General features: G+C 68.0%; 16 protein-coding genes and 1 pseudogene. 6 read left to right on the top strand and 11 right to left on the bottom strand.

All coding sequences use genetic code 11. The features are described 5' to 3' along the window. Nucleotides 1-254 precede the first annotated feature (254 nt). The 9 genes from ACYVKX_RS15045 to ACYVKX_RS15005 all read right to left on the bottom strand — a co-directional run bounded on the left by ACYVKX_RS15045 (nucleotide 255) and on the right by ACYVKX_RS15005 (nucleotide 8,492). A complete protein-coding gene (locus ACYVKX_RS15045) occupies nucleotides 255-1,595 on the bottom strand; it encodes a type II toxin-antitoxin system HipA family toxin (protein ID WP_460833907.1) in 1,341 nt (446 codons plus the stop codon). Beyond that, nucleotides 1,595-1,870 carry a helix-turn-helix domain-containing protein gene (locus ACYVKX_RS15040; protein WP_460833904.1) on the bottom strand — a complete coding sequence of 92 codons (276 nt, stop codon included), beginning with the start codon at nucleotides 1,868-1,870 and terminating at the stop codon, nucleotides 1,595-1,597. Before ACYVKX_RS15040 ends, ACYVKX_RS15045 begins: the two co-directional genes overlap by 1 nt. A gap of 107 nt (nucleotides 1,871-1,977) precedes the next feature. Further along, nucleotides 1,978-2,427: a hypothetical protein gene (locus ACYVKX_RS15035; RefSeq protein WP_460833901.1), complete on the bottom strand. Its 450-nt coding sequence runs from the start codon at nucleotides 2,425-2,427 to the stop codon at nucleotides 1,978-1,980. Beyond that, a complete protein-coding gene (locus ACYVKX_RS15030) occupies nucleotides 2,424-2,684 on the bottom strand; it encodes a hypothetical protein (RefSeq protein WP_460833898.1) in 261 nt (86 codons plus the stop codon). Before ACYVKX_RS15030 ends, ACYVKX_RS15035 begins: the two co-directional genes overlap by 4 nt. 150 nt (nucleotides 2,685-2,834) lie before the next feature. Further along, the gene (locus ACYVKX_RS15025) at nucleotides 2,835-4,244 is read right to left on the bottom strand and encodes a hypothetical protein (RefSeq protein ID WP_460833895.1); all 1,410 of its coding nucleotides are present in this window, start codon (nucleotides 4,242-4,244) and stop codon (nucleotides 2,835-2,837) included. 111 nt (nucleotides 4,245-4,355) lie between these two features. Then, nucleotides 4,356-4,934 (bottom strand): hypothetical protein, encoded by a 579-nt coding sequence (locus ACYVKX_RS15020; RefSeq protein WP_460833893.1) that lies wholly within the window; start codon nucleotides 4,932-4,934, stop codon nucleotides 4,356-4,358. Between the two features lie 140 nt (nucleotides 4,935-5,074). Further along, complete coding sequence (locus ACYVKX_RS15015; RefSeq protein WP_460833890.1) at nucleotides 5,075-5,416, bottom strand: hypothetical protein; 342 nt, start codon at nucleotides 5,414-5,416, stop codon at nucleotides 5,075-5,077. Nucleotides 5,417-5,570: 154 nt separating this feature from the next. After that, a complete protein-coding gene (locus ACYVKX_RS15010) occupies nucleotides 5,571-7,895 on the bottom strand; it encodes a hypothetical protein (RefSeq protein WP_460833887.1) in 2,325 nt (774 codons plus the stop codon). A gap of 330 nt (nucleotides 7,896-8,225) precedes the next feature. Beyond that, entirely contained in the window at nucleotides 8,226-8,492 is a 267-nt protein-coding gene (locus ACYVKX_RS15005; RefSeq protein ID WP_460833883.1) for a hypothetical protein, read from the bottom strand. An 83-nt stretch (nucleotides 8,493-8,575) separates the two neighbouring features. Here ACYVKX_RS15005 and ACYVKX_RS15000 point away from each other — a divergent pair, with 83 nt between their 5' ends. Next, nucleotides 8,576-8,743 (top strand): hypothetical protein, encoded by a 168-nt coding sequence (locus tag ACYVKX_RS15000; protein WP_460833880.1) that lies wholly within the window; start codon nucleotides 8,576-8,578, stop codon nucleotides 8,741-8,743. Nucleotides 8,744-8,924: 181 nt separating this feature from the next. Here the strand turns inward: ACYVKX_RS15000 and ACYVKX_RS14995 are convergent, their stop codons facing one another. Both ACYVKX_RS14995 and ACYVKX_RS14990 read right to left on the bottom strand, forming a co-directional pair. Next, nucleotides 8,925-10,538, bottom strand: coding sequence for a hypothetical protein (locus tag ACYVKX_RS14995; RefSeq protein ID WP_460833877.1), 1,614 nt, complete (start codon nucleotides 10,536-10,538; stop codon nucleotides 8,925-8,927). A 262-nt stretch (nucleotides 10,539-10,800) separates the two neighbouring features. Then, nucleotides 10,801-12,391, bottom strand: a pseudogene (locus tag ACYVKX_RS14990) (IS1182 family transposase). Nucleotides 12,392-12,465: 74 nt separating this feature from the next. Here ACYVKX_RS14990 and ACYVKX_RS14985 point away from each other — a divergent pair. From ACYVKX_RS14985 to ACYVKX_RS14965, 5 genes are all read left to right on the top strand, one after another. Then, nucleotides 12,466-12,663 (top strand): hypothetical protein, encoded by a 198-nt coding sequence (locus ACYVKX_RS14985; RefSeq protein ID WP_460833873.1) that lies wholly within the window; start codon nucleotides 12,466-12,468, stop codon nucleotides 12,661-12,663. A gap of 427 nt (nucleotides 12,664-13,090) precedes the next feature. Beyond that, nucleotides 13,091-14,296, top strand: a complete 1,206-nt coding sequence (locus tag ACYVKX_RS14980; protein ID WP_460833870.1) for an aromatic ring-hydroxylating oxygenase subunit alpha — start codon at nucleotides 13,091-13,093, stop codon at nucleotides 14,294-14,296. Continuing rightward, a complete protein-coding gene (locus ACYVKX_RS14975; RefSeq protein WP_460833867.1) occupies nucleotides 14,293-14,898 on the top strand; it encodes an aromatic-ring-hydroxylating dioxygenase subunit beta in 606 nt (201 codons plus the stop codon). Before ACYVKX_RS14980 ends, ACYVKX_RS14975 begins: the two co-directional genes overlap by 4 nt. A gap of 3 nt (nucleotides 14,899-14,901) precedes the next feature. Continuing rightward, complete coding sequence (locus ACYVKX_RS14970) at nucleotides 14,902-15,225, top strand: hypothetical protein (protein WP_460833864.1); 324 nt, start codon at nucleotides 14,902-14,904, stop codon at nucleotides 15,223-15,225. After that, nucleotides 15,222-15,908 carry a type 1 glutamine amidotransferase gene (locus tag ACYVKX_RS14965; protein WP_460833862.1) on the top strand — a complete coding sequence of 229 codons (687 nt, stop codon included), beginning with the start codon at nucleotides 15,222-15,224 and terminating at the stop codon, nucleotides 15,906-15,908. Before ACYVKX_RS14970 ends, ACYVKX_RS14965 begins: the two co-directional genes overlap by 4 nt. The last annotated feature ends 5 nt before the right edge of the window (nucleotides 15,909-15,913 follow it).

Below are 15,913 nucleotides of genomic sequence, written 5' to 3'. Positions count from 1 at the left end.
GTACCGTCTTGCGTTACTTTGGTGCGGTAGTGCGTTGCGGTAGTGGGGGGCACTACCGCGCTGCGGTATGGCGTCGCGGCAGTGCGGGGAGGGGGGCACGGCTCGACATGGCCTCGTCTCAGCGATTGTCCTCGTGAGGCGTGGTTGGGCCCACCGAAGGCGTCGCGGACCGCGAGAGGGCCGTTCTGGGGCGTCTGGCCGGGGTGTGTGAGATGAGCTAGAGGCCGCCGGAACTACACGGCGGTGATTCGAATTCAGAAGCCGATCGGGCCGGCGGATGGGGGAGTGGCGTCCGGAGGCAGTGACGTCCTGTCGACTGGGGTCGCCGGGAGGTTGAGTGCGCCGGCTTGGAGGGTCGCGGAGCGACGAGCCGGACCGGGATGGCCGCCACCCGGAGGGGCAGGGAGAACGTCGACGAACATCCGCAACTCGTGCTCGGGGATGCCGTTGCTGGCCGCGACCGTGCGCCAGGACGCGGTCGCGGCGTGGACCTGGGCGAGCTCCTCGGCGCCCCGATCGGCCGTCAACCCGAAGTAGGGAGCCGCCTCGAGGAGGGCTTCGCGCTCCTCCGTGGAGGACGTTGCGCCACTGATCGAGGTTGCCCGGGCCTTGTTCGGATCGGGGTTCGGGTTGACGTCGAACGCCGGAGCGAGTGCCCAGCCGCCGGGGGAGTGAAGGAACCCGTGGTTACGGAAGTGGTCGTCGATATTGTGGATCGCGGTGAACACCGCGATCCGGCGCCACAGGTCTGCCAGGTCGGCGTCGGGCTGGTTGGAGTGGTCCGCGATCGCGGCCGCGAGATCGAGATAGTCGGCCGGGTCCCCGTCGCTGAGGCCGGTCAGCGTCATGGCGCTGGCATAACCCAGCCTGGTTGCGCCGTCGCGATCGAACCTGCGCAGGATCAACACACTGCGGCCGTCGACCTTGGTCAGGTGCCGGGCCGGTACGTCGAGGCCGGCCCGCTCGGCGAGGTCGAGTGCGGTCTTCTCCCACGCCATTACGTCCCACTCATCGCCCGGGTGCGGGAACTTCGCGATCGACAGCGCACCATCCGCGTCGATGACGGAGGCCTTGGGACGGGCGCCGCCCAGGGTGGTGCCGCCGACGTCGAGGAGTTCGCGCACTGCGTGCATCTCCTCCACGTCGTGGTGACGGCCGGCGCCGGCGAGCTGATCGGAGGCGTGGAGCAGCCGGCCCAGATCAACCAGTCGTGGGATGTCGTGGCCCGCGGCGATGTAGCCGGTTTCATCGGGGCGCCGGTAGCGCAAGGCGCCCTGACGTGAGTGGTCCGAGACGCCGGCGAGGTAGTCGACCTCGCTGATCGAGGCGGGACCGGCCCAGGCCTTCTCGATAAGTCGTCTGCCCCACCGATCGGGAGCGCTATCGGCGAAGGCGCCCGGGAGCCCGGTGGTGTGCCCGCGGCCCGCGTCGAGGGGGAGAGCCGGGTCGACGGCGTAGGCGTCAGGCCGTGCCAGGTAAGTGGGGGAGTAGGTGAACGTGGTCGTGACCGCGCGTCCGCGGCGGGTGAAGTGGGCGGTGCCGACATGGACGCTCTGCCCGCCCAGTTCGAGGTCGACGTCCAGTTGTGTGTCCATCAGCGGCGGACCCGCTTCGGCAGGACCTGGTCGGCGCGGGCGCGACCTAGTTCGGTCTCGTACGGGTCGAGCGCGGTGACAGCGTCGTCGAGCCGACCGAGGGCCCGCAGTACGTTGAGGTAGGTCTCCAGGGTCACGCTCGGGTCGCCGTGCTCGAGCTTGCGTAGCGTCGGGGCGGAGATGCCGGCACGCTGGGCGACCTGTTCGGCGGTGAGACCTAGCAGGCGGCGCCATGTCACGACGTGCTGGCCGATCCGCTCGGCGGCTAGACGCACCTTGGCTGGACTCGGTCGACGCACTCTGATCACCCCAAACTCGCTGATACCGAAACTATCGCTTCTAGAGTACGCGATAACCGCAACGTTGTTTACTGTTAGGCGGGTCAGCGGGCTGGGGTCCGGTCAACCGAGGGACTCTGCGAAGTGACAGGCGGGCGCGGTGCAGCGGGTGCCTGTGCGCGGAGCGCGGCCGCTTGGAGGGTCACCGACGGGTCGGGCGCCCAGTCCGGCTGCTGGGGGAGCGGCTGGTCGGCAGGAGTGGCCACACGTGCGTTGAAGAACGCCGCATCGGCCTTGACACCGCCGTGCGCGCCCATCGCCATCGGCACCAACGACCTGGTCTCCATCCGCACGGCCTGCCAGGTGGCCAGCCGGTCCGGCGGCGCCTCCTTCTGCTTCAACGGCATGATCCGGTACTCCCGGCGCAGCTCCATCACCGCGAACCCAGCCGCGCGGTAGCCGGACTGCTCCGCGGTCTCCCGGGCGACGCGGCGGATGTGGTCGACGGCCGTGTCAGGGTCGGTGAACCGGGACTCCTCAGTGTGGGTGCTCATCGCGACGGTCCCTCGAGGTGTGTTTGGGCTCGGTCAGGCAGTTCCTGGCGAGCTGCCTGGAGTGCGACGCCGGCCGTGGCCAGCCGCGTTTCGGCGTTCAGGAGCAGCCGTTTGAGGTCCTCGCGGCTGACCCCGGGGAGACCGTGGGGACCATGCCGGTCGATCTGATCGCGGACCCGCACGACGTCGCGCGCCGCGTCCTCGAGCTCTGCCTTCTCCGCGGTGTACCGCTGCATGGCGGTTTGCTGATCTGTCATGGCGTGGACTCCTTCGTGTCGGTTGCTGAGTCGTGGTGTGTGCCCGGCCCCGCAGGTACACCTCCCCGGGAGACTCGGAGGACGGGGATTGTGGGTGTCCTTCGCGGACCACCGACCGCGTTGACGGGGCCGGGCAAGGCTCTGAAGTTGTTAGAGGGCCGGAGCGCCGTAGGTGACGCGGCGGGCCGCCGGGAACGGCGTCGGTGGCCGTGCCGAGGAGGTCGGGGTCAGGTTCAGCGCTTGCTGAAGGGCAGCTCGTTGCAGAGGATTGCTGAACCGGGCGACCGGCTCGTTGGGAGCGGGAATGTTGACCAGGTCGGTCAGCGTGGTCTCCAGCCGCGAGCGTCGGCCGACCCGGACCGGGCCGTCGCGGTGGCGAGGGTGGGCGTCGATCAGGCTGCTGTTGCCACGCAGCAGCTCGCGGCGCAATGCCTTGCCCAGGTTGTGGGTCACCTCGTGGGTCGCCTTGGCCAGTTCGACCATCTGCGTGGGCTGCAAACGGATCGGCACGCCGTGGTCTTCCATCCGGGCGACCGCGGTCGTGAGCTCGCTCTGCTGCCAGAACCGACGCATGTTCGGCTCCTGCGCAGGCGTGACGTCAGCCAGATGGCTGATCTGGGGCTGCAACGACTCCAGCACCTCGGCCCGTTCCTCGAAGAGCGCCGCGAACATGCTGGTCTTGGCTGAATGCCCGGCGGCCTTCGCGAACGCCCGACACAGATAGAGCTGGCTGGCCGTGACCTGCCGTGCGGAGTCGGCGGTGATCTCCGGCTCGTCGGCGTAGAACGCGTCACTGGCCATCATTGGGCGAAGGAATTGGGCGAGCCGCTGCTGCGCGCCCGCGAGGTCGGTCGGCGTGGAGACCATCGATATCGGCTCGACGACCGTGGTTGGGGCTCGCTGTTGCAGCCGTGGGGTGGCTTCTTCGGGGCCGGCGCTGGTGGCATGCCAGGTTGCCACCCGGGCGGTCTGGGAGAGCACCATGCGCTTCTCGTCCAGACCCATCGCGTACTCCGGTCGCTGGTGATCGTTCAGCAGGCCGACCTCGTCGAGCCGGGAGTCGAGTACCAGGACCGCCTCCAGGGCCACCGCCACGTCGCGCATGACCCACCAGCCCGCACCCGGATCGCTGCGCCACGGCTGGTCCTCGGCCGCCGACAGGGCGTGGGAGGCGGACAACAGCTCGATCGCTGCTGCCCGCCACGACTCCACCGTCGGATCCTCCGAGGCGGGCGTGAGGTAGTCCGTGTGGGCGCGACGCTCGTCGAGGGGGAGAGTGGGGAGCGCGAAGGCGATGTTGTCCACCAGGCTTGCGAGCTTTTCATCCAGCCCGGCCAGCACGGGCTTCGGCGTCCGGGCCGGCAGATGATCTGGCGGCGGGTACCAACTGTCCTGGCCGACGTCGTAGAGCCGCTGGCGCAGCGCGTCGACGACGGCTTCGCGGCAATGCAGTAGCTGGTCGACCGCGTACTCGTCGGCCGGGATCACGTCGTCGCGGATCAGGGCGTTGAGCGCCTGGGCCGCGTTCTCGGCGTGCTCGCCGTAGGTCGTGACCGTCATCGCGGTTCACCAGCCGGCCCCTCGCTGGGACAAGTCGTTGCCATGTCCGGAGAAGCAACCGCCGAACGGACGGATCGGACACCGCGGCTGAGATGGATGTGGAGAGAACCGCTACAGGGTTGGCCCGGTGGGGGAGTGGTCAGCCCCGGCCACGCTGCCCTCCGTGGCAGGCCGGCCCAGTTTCGAGCTGGGTGCGTGCAGTGCTCCACTCTGTAGCAGTCCGCTGCGAGCGGTGCCGGGGGGCGCAGGGTCGGGGTCTCCGAAGTGGCTCGGGTCGCAGGGGTCGATCAGCGTCACTCGGTGCCCGTAGTCGGTGCACACCCGGGTGATCGAGGCCTGATCAGTTGCGACGTACACGTCGTCGAGCCACTCGTCGCGGTTGGTGCCTTCGGTGAATCCGTCGATGAGGAGCGAGTCCTGCATGGCGGCCACCGCCTGCTCCTGGGAGGGGTACGGGCCGACGGCCTCCGGTCGCGGGTGCTCCGAGTCCGCGTACCAGCGCAGGGTCACCCACCATCCTGTCGCCTCGGGCCCGCCGTGCGCGGTGACGTAGTCCGCCCACGTCGCCTCCTGGGGCAACGGATCGGTCGTGAACCGGTTGGCGTGCCCCCAAACCCGTTCTCCGGTCAGCAATGTGACCGTGACAGCGGGAGAGCCGTCGTTGTGTACGTCGGGCTCCAGGTCGGTCACGGTGCCCGCTATCCCGGAATGAGGGCTGGTGGGCGTCGTGACTCGGACGCGCGCACCCAACCCGGGAACCGGCACATTCGGGGTCATGTGAGGAAAGGCAACCGCCGAGCTCACCGATCGGACACGGGGTGCGGGGGTTCCTATGCGACAGCGGCCACGCCGCGGCGCAGGAGCCGCCGCGCCGAGTCGAGACGGAGGCTGTGCTGGAGCACGTGCGAGTCCGCCAGGAGCGCGGCGAGGCGCTGCTCGAGGTCGGCCAGCCCGGACCGCAGGTCACCGATCTGGACGGGGACGAAGTGGGCGGGGCGCCGCTGCCCGAAGTCGGTGAGCTCGGCGCGGGCCATGCCCAGGAACGGCAACACCACGGCGTGCCCGTCCTGTCCGGTCGCGCCCTCCAGCGCGGCGAGCAGCGAGACCGCGTAGACGAAGTCCGGGGTCCCGTCGTGCACGTCACCGTCGCGATCGATGGTCGGAACAGGCATCAGGTTTGGTCCTTTCGAGAGAGGTCGGCAGCAGGTTCGACCCCGCTACCCAGTGGAACAGAACAGGCCAGCCCGGCGCATCTGGCGCGCCCGAACTGGTGGAGAACAGCAGCGGCAGCCCGCCTGTGGACAGGAACTAGACCTCGCACCGGGATCATCGCGACCACCCTGGTGTGCCCGGCGGCCGGGGACCCTCGTCCGGTCGCGGCGGGGGAGGAGGCGGCGGCGTGATCGCCGGCCGCCTCGCCTGGCCGGGTTGACCGGGTTGGTTGGTGGAGGTGTCGAGCTGGGATCCGTTAGCCGCAGCGGCGGCGTCGTGCTCGGTCGCGGGGTCACCGGAGGCCTTCTCGGCGCTGTCGGCGGCCAGTTCGGCCGAGAGCCGATCCCGCTTCGCGCGGACCTCGGCGAGTTCGCCGGCACGCGGGAAGACGTCGCCCAGGCCGTCCCGGGCCTTCTCGGCCTCACGGTTGATCTTCGTCGTGTCCATCTCGACGTCGTCCAGGACCCGCTCCAGGCGCCGAGGGAGGTTCTCGACCCGGGTCGCCAGGCCGATGTTCGGTTGCCGCACGTCGCCGGCCTCGACGAGCAGGTGCACCCGCGGCACCTCGACGAGCGAGACGACGTACCGGGGCTGGCCCATCCACGAGTCCGCGGACACCTGCAGGTGCAGGCCGCCCACGTCACCGAGCGGCTGAGGGTCGCGCTGGTAGGGCTGCACCGACAGCAGGGCGCGCTGCAGTGCCGGGGCGGCATCGGCGCGCTTGGTGTAGGCCGCGCCGTTGATCCGGATCGAGAACGCGTCGCCGTCGGTGTCGCGCCGCACCGGGATCGCCGCCAGCAGCTGCTCCCGGTCGGTCGCGAGCCGCTCCAGTCGCGGCCCGGCCTCCCGGATCGTCGCTGCAAGGCTGCGCTGGGCGGCGGACCAGGCGCGCTCCAGTCGCTCCAGCTTTGTCGCCTCGGTCTCGGCCTTGGCCAGCTCCATGATCCGTGGGTCGCCCGATGCGAGGGCCTTGACCTCGGCGTAGGACAGGGCCGAGTCGCCGATGTCCTCGATCTCGCGTACGTCGAGGCGGCCGCGCATCAGCTGGTTGATGAACTTCGCCTTCCGCTCCACGGTCTGCCACAGGTAGGTGTCGAAGCTCGACTCGGTGACATACCGGTACACCCGAACGGACGCGTTCAGGTTGCCCTGCCGCATGATGCGGCCGTCGCGCTGCGCCAGGTCGGCCGGCCGCCATGGGCAGTCCACGTGGTGCAGGGCGACCGCACGGCGCTGCACGTTCGTGCCCACGCCCATCTTCTCCGTCGACCCGATCAGCACCGACACGTGGCCGGTGCGGGCCTGCTCGAACAGCCGCGCCTTCGCGCGGTCGTTGTTGGCCTCGTGCATGAAGCGGACCTTCCCGGCCGGGACGCCGCGGGAGACGAGCTGGGCCTTGAGCTCCTCATAGGCGTTCCATCCTGACCCGGTCGGCGTCCCCAGGTCGCAGAACACCAGCTGCAGGGCGCCCGGCTCCGGGTCCTTGCCGAAGACGATGTCGGCGTGGTCGTGGTAGATGCCGGCGACGCGTTCGGCGACCGCGTCGACCTTGGAGGGTTCCCGGTCCAAGAAGGCTCCAAGGCCGTCGAGCTGGTGGTCGACGAGCCGCAGGTCGAGCGCGGCCGCGCGGCCGTGGCCGCTGATCTTGAGCATGTTGTCCTCGCTCGGATCAACAGCTCGTGAGGCGACGGCGTCGGCCCGCGCGGCGAGCAGCGCCATGAAGTCGATCAGTTCCTGTGTCGGCGGCACCACCACGGTCTCTGGCGTTCCTCCCTCAAGGTCCGGGGTGGGCAGATTCAGGTCCTCAGCGGTCTTCACGTCCGCCACCTGGTGCCACAGCCGCAGCAGTTCGGGGACGTTGTTGAACTTCGCGAACCGCGCCTTCATCCGGAACCCCGTCCCGGACGGGGAGAGCTCGAGGTCGGTGACGACCTGCCCGAAGGTGGCCGCCCAGGTGTCGAAGTCGCTGATCCCCGCCGCTTCCAGATCAGCCGGGGCGAGATAGCGCAGCATCGTGTACGCCTCCGCGACGCTGTTGGCGATCGGCGTGGCGGTCATGAACGTCGCCACCCGCCTACCGTGCCGACCACGCAGGTAGGACATCTTCAAGTCCAGGTCGGTGGCCCGGTTCGACCCGTCCACGGCCACACCGGGGATGTTGGAGGCCAGCCGGAGGTTCTTGTAGCCGTGCGCCTCATCCACGCACAGGTAGTCGATCCCGGTGGCCTCGAAGGTGATCGCCGGGTCGCGTTCGACGTCGCGTAGCTTCTTCAACCGCTCTTCGGCCCGCGCAAGCGTGCCCTCCAGACGTTTCACCGACAGCCCGCGCTCGGATTTCGAGGCGGCCAGCCACATCCGCAGCTGCGTCAGCTGCTCGTCGAGGTAGGTCTCCTCGGTGTCTCTGGAGACCGGGATCTTCTCGAACGCCGAGCGGGACATGATGACTGCGTCCCACTCCCCGGTTGCGGCGCGTGCGACGAACAACTGTCGTTTGTCTTTGACCAGGTCCTCGGTGCCGCACGTCAGGATGCGGGCCTGCGGGTAGGCCTGCAGCCACTCCCGGGAGAACTGCTCGAGTTCTCTGCACTTGGCAAGTCGGCACGTCGTCAGGGTGCATGAGGTGCGAGGGTGGTGAGGGGTTGGAAAGCCGGGTGAGTTGATCGGATTCCCGCGGTCGGAAAGTCGGCGGGTCCGAGGTGTCCGATCTGGGTCGGTCGAGGTTGCTTCTTGCTTGTGAAGGGTCGCGGTGGATTTCCGTCACGTACCGACTCAAGGAAGAGGTGATCCCCGGTGGGGAAGGCGGCACCGGCACAGGCGGGTCGGGATCGGGCGCGCGAGGCTCGGCTGCAGGCGGCGCGGGAGCGCCGGCTCAAGCTCGACCCGGATCAGTTGGCCCGAGAGCGGCGCACCGACGAGGCGTCGGTCGACGTCGAGGTCCCCGGGGAGGAACGGGCCCAGGCCGAGCAGGCCGTCGCGGACGCCGAGGTGGCGGCCGCGGTCGCCATCGAGCGGCTCCTTGGGCCCGCAGTCGGCCATGAGCGAGATCCGCCACTCCTCAGGCCCTCTGCCCCTACCCATCCTCGCCGGCCTCAAGCTCCCGCCAGCGGTACGGCGTGCCCGTGCCGGAGAAGCTCGCGATCAAGGGCGTCGTGCAGCTCACCGCGCTGGACCAGGCGCCGATACGCCGCTTGCGTCAGGTCGAGACCGGCACCGGAGACGACACCGACGACGAGGCCGACGACACCGAAGCCGGGGACGACGGGTGTCGACCGCGGCACCGCTACTGAGGGTGCCGCGGCCGAGGTGGCGTGATGACAAGTCCGCCGAGGGTGGTGACGGGTCGTCGGCGTCAGCACGCTGCTGAGGTCGTGGTCGGGCTGGGCTCTGACCTCGATCCTCCTCGACCCGGCCTCTAGAAGTGGCCTAGCGAAGCTAGGTTCATCGAACTCTGACGATTGTCTTGAGTTTTCAGGCTGCCTTGAGGCGCGCCTGGTCGATTCGCTTGTTGACGTGTTGGTCGATGGTGGCCAGTGCGCGTCGGACCTCGAGGGGTGCTGGTGGGGCGTCGGCGGCGATCAACGGGCCGAGGAGCCGGTCGTGGACCTTGGTGTAGAAGATCGCCACGCGTTGCCCGTCAGCGGTGAGGTCGTAGGTGTTCGTCTTCGGCCTTCGTGCGATGAGGCCCTTGCGGCGTAGTCGGGCGAGGTCGTAGCTCATCTGGTTGACGGTGTATTCGCCGGTCGGAACGCCCAGCAGCTGGCTCACCTGGGCACGCAGGCTCCGGTTGGTGAAGCCGAGGGAGTTCAAGGCGACGCACAGGGCGCCGAGCAGGGCCATGACCCGAGGATCTCCGAACCGTAGTGCGGGCGACCTCCTGCCATCGTCGGTGACGGTGGACTGTGCGACCCGCTCAAAGGCTGGGCTCGCAAGGACACAACCCTGCCCGACACGTTCATTGTCGAGCAGGCGAGCGTTGATGGCACGACCTTTGGCCTGGAGCTCGTCGAGGTGTTCCAGGCGCCGGCGACACAACAGGTCATCGGGTTTGTTGATGACGGTCTCGACCCGAAGCGCACGGCCGTCCTTGAGGTACTGCTTGATCCGGGAGTTCTTGAAGAACGCGTTGATGGTGAGCCCGACGGTGTCGCGGGTGACGACCTTGGTCTTGTAGGTCTGCTCGACCTGTGGTGGTCGACCACGGCGGGCCCGGTGACCGCGGAAGATCAGTTCGACGGTCTCGGGTCGCCCGATATCGAGGTTGTCGACCACGAGGACCTCGAAGAACCCGCGGGCGTGCCTTGGGGCGTCGAAGACGATGGTCCTGGAGACCTCGATCTGACGCATCGACAGCTCCCACCAGTACCCGCCCTGACGGTCGGTGGGCGTCAAGGGCAGCGGTAACCGGCTCATCCACCGCTCGAAGAACACCTCGATCGTGCCGGGGCCAAGACGGTCGCAGATGTCCTGCAAACCCGACGGGTCCTCGCACGTGGCGAACCCGTTGGACAGCTCGGTGAACCCGATCCCGGCATGGGTGGCCTGGCGTTTGGCCCACTCGTGCCCGTTGAGCCACACCTTGAGCGGGTAGGGGAAGTAGGTGCAGACCTTGATGAACGCCGGACCGAAGTCCTCGTCCCATACGTAGAAGTAGAAGCACGTAACACGGCGATCGGCCTTGAAGAAGGAGAACCAACTGCTGCCCTCACGGCGATAGGCGGCGAAGACGTTCTGGAACTCCTGCGCGACCCCGATCGCGGCGACACCTGAGACCCCGGTCTTGGCCTGCCGGGCGATGTGGGGCGCCATTACCTCCTGCTTGCGATCGTGCTTGTCGAACTTCACCACCGGGATCTGATGGGTCGTGGCGAAGGTGCGGACCGCGTTACGAAACCGGGTGCCCATCTTCTCCATGATCGCCGGCGAGGGGATCGGCAGCTTCAGGTGCGCGGTCATGAACGAGGCGACCTGCCCAGGGACCTGCAAGTTCGGCACGTACCCGTTGAGATGGATCCGGTCCAGGCACTCCACATCGAGCGCGGCATGACCATCAAGAAGATCACCGATCCGAAGGACGTCGCCCATCACCACAGCGTGCGCCCGCCTGCCCGCCCAGGCCAGCCCCAGACTCGACGGTCAGAGGCGGAGCCTCACTGGAAGGCTGCTGAATAAGGGCGCAATCTGGCTCGGCGGATCGTGTGGGCGACGGGCGCAAGGTGGCCGGGCCGTCGAATTGTACTTTGGGTCAGCACTCGTGGGTGCGACGACGGGATCGCTCCGCCCGCCTGTGATCCGCGTGATTGCGCCAGGACGGGTTACCAAGCCCCGGTGGTGGCCCATCGGCTGGTCAGGCCAGCTGCCAAGTGCTGTCTTTGATGGTGAGTCCCATGGCGAGTAGCCGTCGTAGGTTCAAGGCGGCTGTGCGGTGGTGGAGCCAGTCGTTGTTCTTCTCGACCCCTCGGTAGGGGACGCGTCTGTTGCCGCGGGTCAGCCAGGCGATCGAGCGTTCGACCATTGGTCGGTGCTGTCGGTAGTTGGCCTGGAATCCGTCGGCGCTGGCTCGTTGTCGGTGCTCACGTTGCAGTAGGTCGTGTTCGTGCAGTCTCAGGGTCCGGCCGCGTGTGGCCGTGGTGCATTTGGACCGCAGCGGACAGGTAGCACAGGCGATGCCGAAAACCGCGTTGCCTGCCTGGGTGATCGCGCGGGTGATGCCGGCCGGACAGGTCACCGTCGCGGTAGCGGGGTCGTGGGTGAAGTCGTCGATGGTGAACCCGCCCTTGACCGCGGAGGTCAGCGGCCAGGGTTTGATCACCGGCACCCACCCGCGCTGATGCAGAGCTTGGAGCATGTCGCCGGTCCCGTAGGCCGAGTCGCCGAGCACCTCGACGTCTTTGTCTTGGGAGAGGGTGGCATCGGCAGTGACCAGGTCGGCGCCCACGTTGGCGTCGGAGTTCTCCGAGCCGCTGGGCTTGGTCAGCCGCACCACGCTGGTCAGGCCGGTGTCGGGCTCGACCACCAGATGCGCCTTGAACCCGTCCTGGCGCCTTTCGCGGGACTTGTGGGCGTGCCGAGTGTCGGGGTCCACCGTCGAGATCACCCGGTCAGGGGTGGTCTTGCGGGCGATGCGAGCCACCGGCCGTCGGTGCCGTCGGAGTCCTCGGCCGGCTCGACGTCCTGCCCGGCGACCAGCGCCAGCAACGCGACCGCGTCCGCGGCCTTGCCGCCGCCTCCTCAATCGCCGCGGTGTCCAAGGCGGCCAGCAGCGCCAGCGCATCGTTGACCAACGCAGTGACCAGCTCGTCGCGGGCAGCCTGGTCGTCCCAGGCGATCCGCGGTTTGCCCGGCTGCTCGTAGCCCTGCCCGGTCAGTGCCGCGAGCCGGGTGCAGTGCGTAGCGATCAGCTCCTGGGCGCCGGGGACCTCGCGGCCCACCCGTCGAATCTGAGCGACCAGCTGGGTCACGGTGTCTTGGCGGGCCACCGCGTCGTCGAGGATCGTGGAGTCCAGAGCCCGACGCTGCTTCCCGGCCACCGCCCCGGTCTCTTCGATGACCTCGCGGACCACCTCAAAGATCCGCTGCGGGCGGTCGCTGGCCGCCAACCGCCGCCGCCAGTACGTCAGTGCCGAGGAGTCGAAACCCTTGGCGTCAATCGCGTACCCGCACGCGGCCTTCCACCGCAGATCGAAGGTCAACGCGTCGACCGCCTCGCGATCCGAGTGCCCGTACAGCGACTGCAGCACGATCACCGAGGCGACCACCTCACCCGGGATGGAAGGACGGCCCCGGCGCGAGGAAAACAGGTCGGCGAACAACTCCGCAGGGAACAACCGGTCCCGATGCCGGGCCAGCAAGGCGAACACGCTGCCCGGATCGAGAAGATGCCCCGCCACCGACTCCACGTCCAGCAACTCACGCTGCCGATCCGACTCACCCTGCATGACCCAAGGATTTCAGGCCGACACCATCAGCCCCACCCGCCACGCGGATTGTTCAGCAGCCTTCTAGGTCGCACATGTCCGTGAGGGTGGCTGGGCGGGCACGCACCAGCGACCCGGACACGGGGGAGCGGATCGTCGGGACGCCCGACGGGCTGGGGTTCGGCGTCGACGAGTCCTGGCACAACCCGCGCGAGGGGATCCCCTGGTCGCAGATCGAGGAGATCGCGCGGGCGGTACCCACCGACGTCCGCGACCAGCTCGTCGAGTTCTGAGCAAGGTGGCGCGTCCACCAGTCCGCCTACGCAGTTCACGGCCAGCGCGGCCGCGGTCGGATGCGGTTCGATCATCCCCGGCCAGCCGCACGTCACCTTGGCGGTGCGCGCTGCGACCCCTACGTTGCGGCACCTGAACTGCGGGTCGCTACACCAGGTGACTTATCAATTCGGCTTATCAGTTCGCCTTGATTTGGTCTTTGTGTTACTGACCACAGGGTCGTTAGCGTCGTAGAGAGAGCCAGTATGCGCAATCGCGAGTCTCCAGGGGACGGGCTCCAGCAGGCAAAAGCAGCAATTCGACGAGGGCGAGGAAGAGATGACAATCAGCGAGAGGGTCTCTGACGGCGCGCTCACCGACCTGAGTCGGTGGAGCGATCGCATCCTGGAGGACCGGGTTCATCGAACCCTCTACACGGATCCGGCCGTGTTCGAGGAGGAGATCGTCAAGGTCTTCGGCGGACAGTCGTGGGTCTACCTGGCCCACGAGTCTCAGCTGCCGAAACCCCACTCCTACCTCTCGCTGCGAATGGGCCAGCGACCGCTGCTCCTGACGCGAGACCGCAACGGCGCCCTCCACGGCATCTTCAACCGATGCTCGCACCGTGGCGCGACCATCTGCCGCGACGAGGCCGGGGTTGCCAAGAGCTTCCAGTGCCCGTACCACGGGTGGACGTTCCGCAACACCGGGGAGCTGGTCGGCGCGCCGTGGCCCGAGGGCTACGGCATGGACTTCGACAAGTCGCAGTTCGGGCTGCGCAAGGTCAATCGCATCGAGACCTACCGTGGCTTCATCTTCGGCACCCTCAATGAGGATGCCCCCTCGGTGCCCGATTGGCTTGGGCCGGCCACCACGTGGCTCGACTACTGGATCGACCGGGCGCCCAACGGCGAGGTCTTCGTCCGCAGCGCGGCCTACCGGATGGGGTACCGCGGCAACTGGAAGTTGGCCTACGACAACGCCGGCGACGGCTACCACCCCTCTTTCTCGCACCGATCGCTGCTGGAGATGGCCTCACGCATGGGGGAGTCCAAGGACATGTCCTACTTCGGTCGCACCCCGGACGACGGACCGATGCGCTCCTACTCACTGGGCAACGGGCACAGCGTCATCGACCAGCGGTCCGCCCACGAGGGAGGCTTCTGGGTCAACCAGCGCCCCCAGCCCGGCCGGGAGAGGCTCGAGGAGGAGATCCGCGCCAAGTATCCCGAGCGCGCCGACGAGCTCCTGGACCTGTGCGTGGGCGCCCAGATCAACCTCAGCATCTTCCCGAACCTGCTCATCATCGGGAACCAGATCCAGGTGATCGAGCCCCTCGCCGTCAACCGGACCCAGCTCACGTGGCATGCCACCAGCGTTGGAGGCGTCCCCGAGGAGGTCAACACCGTCCGGATGCGGACCCAGGAAGACTTCCCCGCCTTCGGCGAGCCTGACGACCAAGCCAACTTCGAAGAGGTTCAGCGCGGCCTCGACGTCGTCGAAGAGGAGTGGATCTTGATGAACCGCGGTCTTGGAACCGGCTGGCAGTCTGCCGCCGAGGACGGCGTGGTCTCCACCGCGGTCACCGACGAGCTGCACATGCGCAGCTACTACGCGGAATGGATCAAGCGCATGGACGGAGCCCAGGCATGAGCACCTCATCGGTTCCGGCCCACTATGCCGACACCTCGTCCTTCTCCTACCACGTCGACGCTGCCTTCTACGACCGCCTGGATCACTACCGCGACAGCTTCGGCGAGGACTGGCCGGCCCCCGAGGCGGTCACGCTCGCTCAAGCCACAGCATTCCTGGTCCGAGAAGCACGCCTGATCGACGAGGGGCGGTTTAACGACTGGCTGGACCTCTTCGCCGACGACTGCCTGTACTGGGTGCCGGTCACCTCCGGCGGGGGTGAGCCCCGCACCGAGGTCTCCCACGCCTTCGACGACCGTCGCCGGCTCACCGACCGCGTCTACTGGCTCCGCACCGGCCTGGCCTACAGCCAGATTCCCGCCTCCCGCACCGTTCGGATCGTCGGGAACGTCGAGGTTCTCGAGGACGTCGGCGGGGACACCCTCGTCCGGTCCAACTTCATCATCAACGAGTTCCGTGCGGGCGTGACCAAGACCTACTCCGGCTGGTACGGGCACGTCCTCACCCGAGACGGCGACGGCGACGGCTGGAAGATCAGGCTCAAGCAAGCCAACCTGCTCGACTCCGAGCAGTACCACGAGAACCTCACGATCGTGTTCTGAGTCATGGCTGACATGACCGAAGCTAAGGAAACCGTGCAGCCACCGCCCTCGAGTGTTGAGCCCGCCGAGCTGGAGCGCCTGCGCCGCGAGAACGCTCTCCTCCACCGTCGGGTCGCCCGACTGGAGAAGGAAGCCGAAGCGGCCCGCGCCCTTATCGCTCAGACCAAGGCCCTCAAGTTGTGGGACTTCACCCCCTACCGCGTCCATCCCGATGACACCTGGGTCGCCGTGGACCGCCAGAGCGCGAGCGAGCTGCTCGCCGCGCTGGCGGGAATCGACCACTGGGACCCCTGGCACACACGAATCGAGCCGAGAACCCAACCATGAACGACCAGCGTCCGGTGCTCGTCATCGGCCACATCGAGAACCCTTCCGTCGAAGTCGTGGCGAAGGCCGCCGCCGAGGTCGGCATCCCGTACCACCTCGCCCGGCCCGTCGTCGGCGATGCCCTTCCCCCGCTCCAAGACGTCGCAGGCGTCATCGTCCTGGGGGGACCTCAGAGCGCCTACGACGTCGACAACCACCCCTACCTCGTCGAGGAGAAGGCATATATCGCCGCCGCGTACAACGCTGAGGTGCCGACGATGGCCGTGTGCCTCGGGTCCCAGCTCGCGGCTGAGGCACTCGGAGGCCACGCACTGGCAGGCGACAATGGCCTCGAAGTCGGGTTCATCGACGTCAAAGCCGTCGAGGACGCGGGGGAGAGCCTGGAGGGGCGGTTCTTTTCGTTCCACTCCGACACGATGATGCCGCCACCCAGTGCAGTGACGCTCGCGGTCTCGGACCGCTACGTCCAAGCATGGTCATCAGGCTCGGTCCTGGCCATCCAGTTCCACCCCGACCTGGACCGAGCCGGTATCGAGACTCTGCTCGGGTTCGAAGGCGACAAGCTCGCCTCCTTCGGCGTCGACGTCCCGGCGCTACGTCAAGAGCTCGCGGCGACAGCACTGTCGCCAGGAGAACGACTGGTTGTCGACTGGCTTCAAGCCTTGAGGGCCGAGAGCCCCTAAAGGTC

It is taken from the genome of Nocardioides hungaricus, from assembly GCF_054782915.1.
This window is presented reverse-complemented; position numbering and strand designations above follow the sequence as displayed.

Bases quoted from the DNA above. Each gene is read 5' to 3' on its own strand.
- ACYVKX_RS15045 (WP_460833907.1), bottom strand. From the start codon at position 1,595: ATGGACACACAACTGGACGTCGACCTCGAACTGGGCGGGCAGAGCGTC.
- ACYVKX_RS15015 (WP_460833890.1), bottom strand. From the start codon at position 5,416: ATGCCTGTTCCGACCATCGATCGCGACGGTGACGTGCACGACGGGACC.
- ACYVKX_RS14975 (WP_460833867.1), top strand. From the start codon at position 14,293: ATGAGCACCTCATCGGTTCCGGCCCACTATGCCGACACCTCGTCCTTC.
- ACYVKX_RS15025 (WP_460833895.1), bottom strand. From the start codon at position 4,244: ATGACGGTCACGACCTACGGCGAGCACGCCGAGAACGCGGCCCAGGCG.
- ACYVKX_RS15035 (WP_460833901.1), bottom strand. From the start codon at position 2,427: ATGAGCACCCACACTGAGGAGTCCCGGTTCACCGACCCTGACACGGCC.
- ACYVKX_RS14965 (WP_460833862.1), top strand. From the start codon at position 15,222: ATGAACGACCAGCGTCCGGTGCTCGTCATCGGCCACATCGAGAACCCT.
- ACYVKX_RS15010 (WP_460833887.1), bottom strand. From the start codon at position 7,895: ATGTCCCGCTCGGCGTTCGAGAAGATCCCGGTCTCCAGAGACACCGAG.
- ACYVKX_RS14970 (WP_460833864.1), top strand. From the start codon at position 14,902: ATGGCTGACATGACCGAAGCTAAGGAAACCGTGCAGCCACCGCCCTCG.
- ACYVKX_RS15030 (WP_460833898.1), bottom strand. From the start codon at position 2,684: ATGACAGATCAGCAAACCGCCATGCAGCGGTACACCGCGGAGAAGGCA.
- ACYVKX_RS14995 (WP_460833877.1), bottom strand. From the start codon at position 10,538: ATGGGCGACGTCCTTCGGATCGGTGATCTTCTTGATGGTCATGCCGCG.
- ACYVKX_RS14985 (WP_460833873.1), top strand. From the start codon at position 12,466: ATGTCCGTGAGGGTGGCTGGGCGGGCACGCACCAGCGACCCGGACACG.
- ACYVKX_RS15005 (WP_460833883.1), bottom strand. From the start codon at position 8,492: ATGGCCGACTGCGGGCCCAAGGAGCCGCTCGATGGCGACCGCGGCCGC.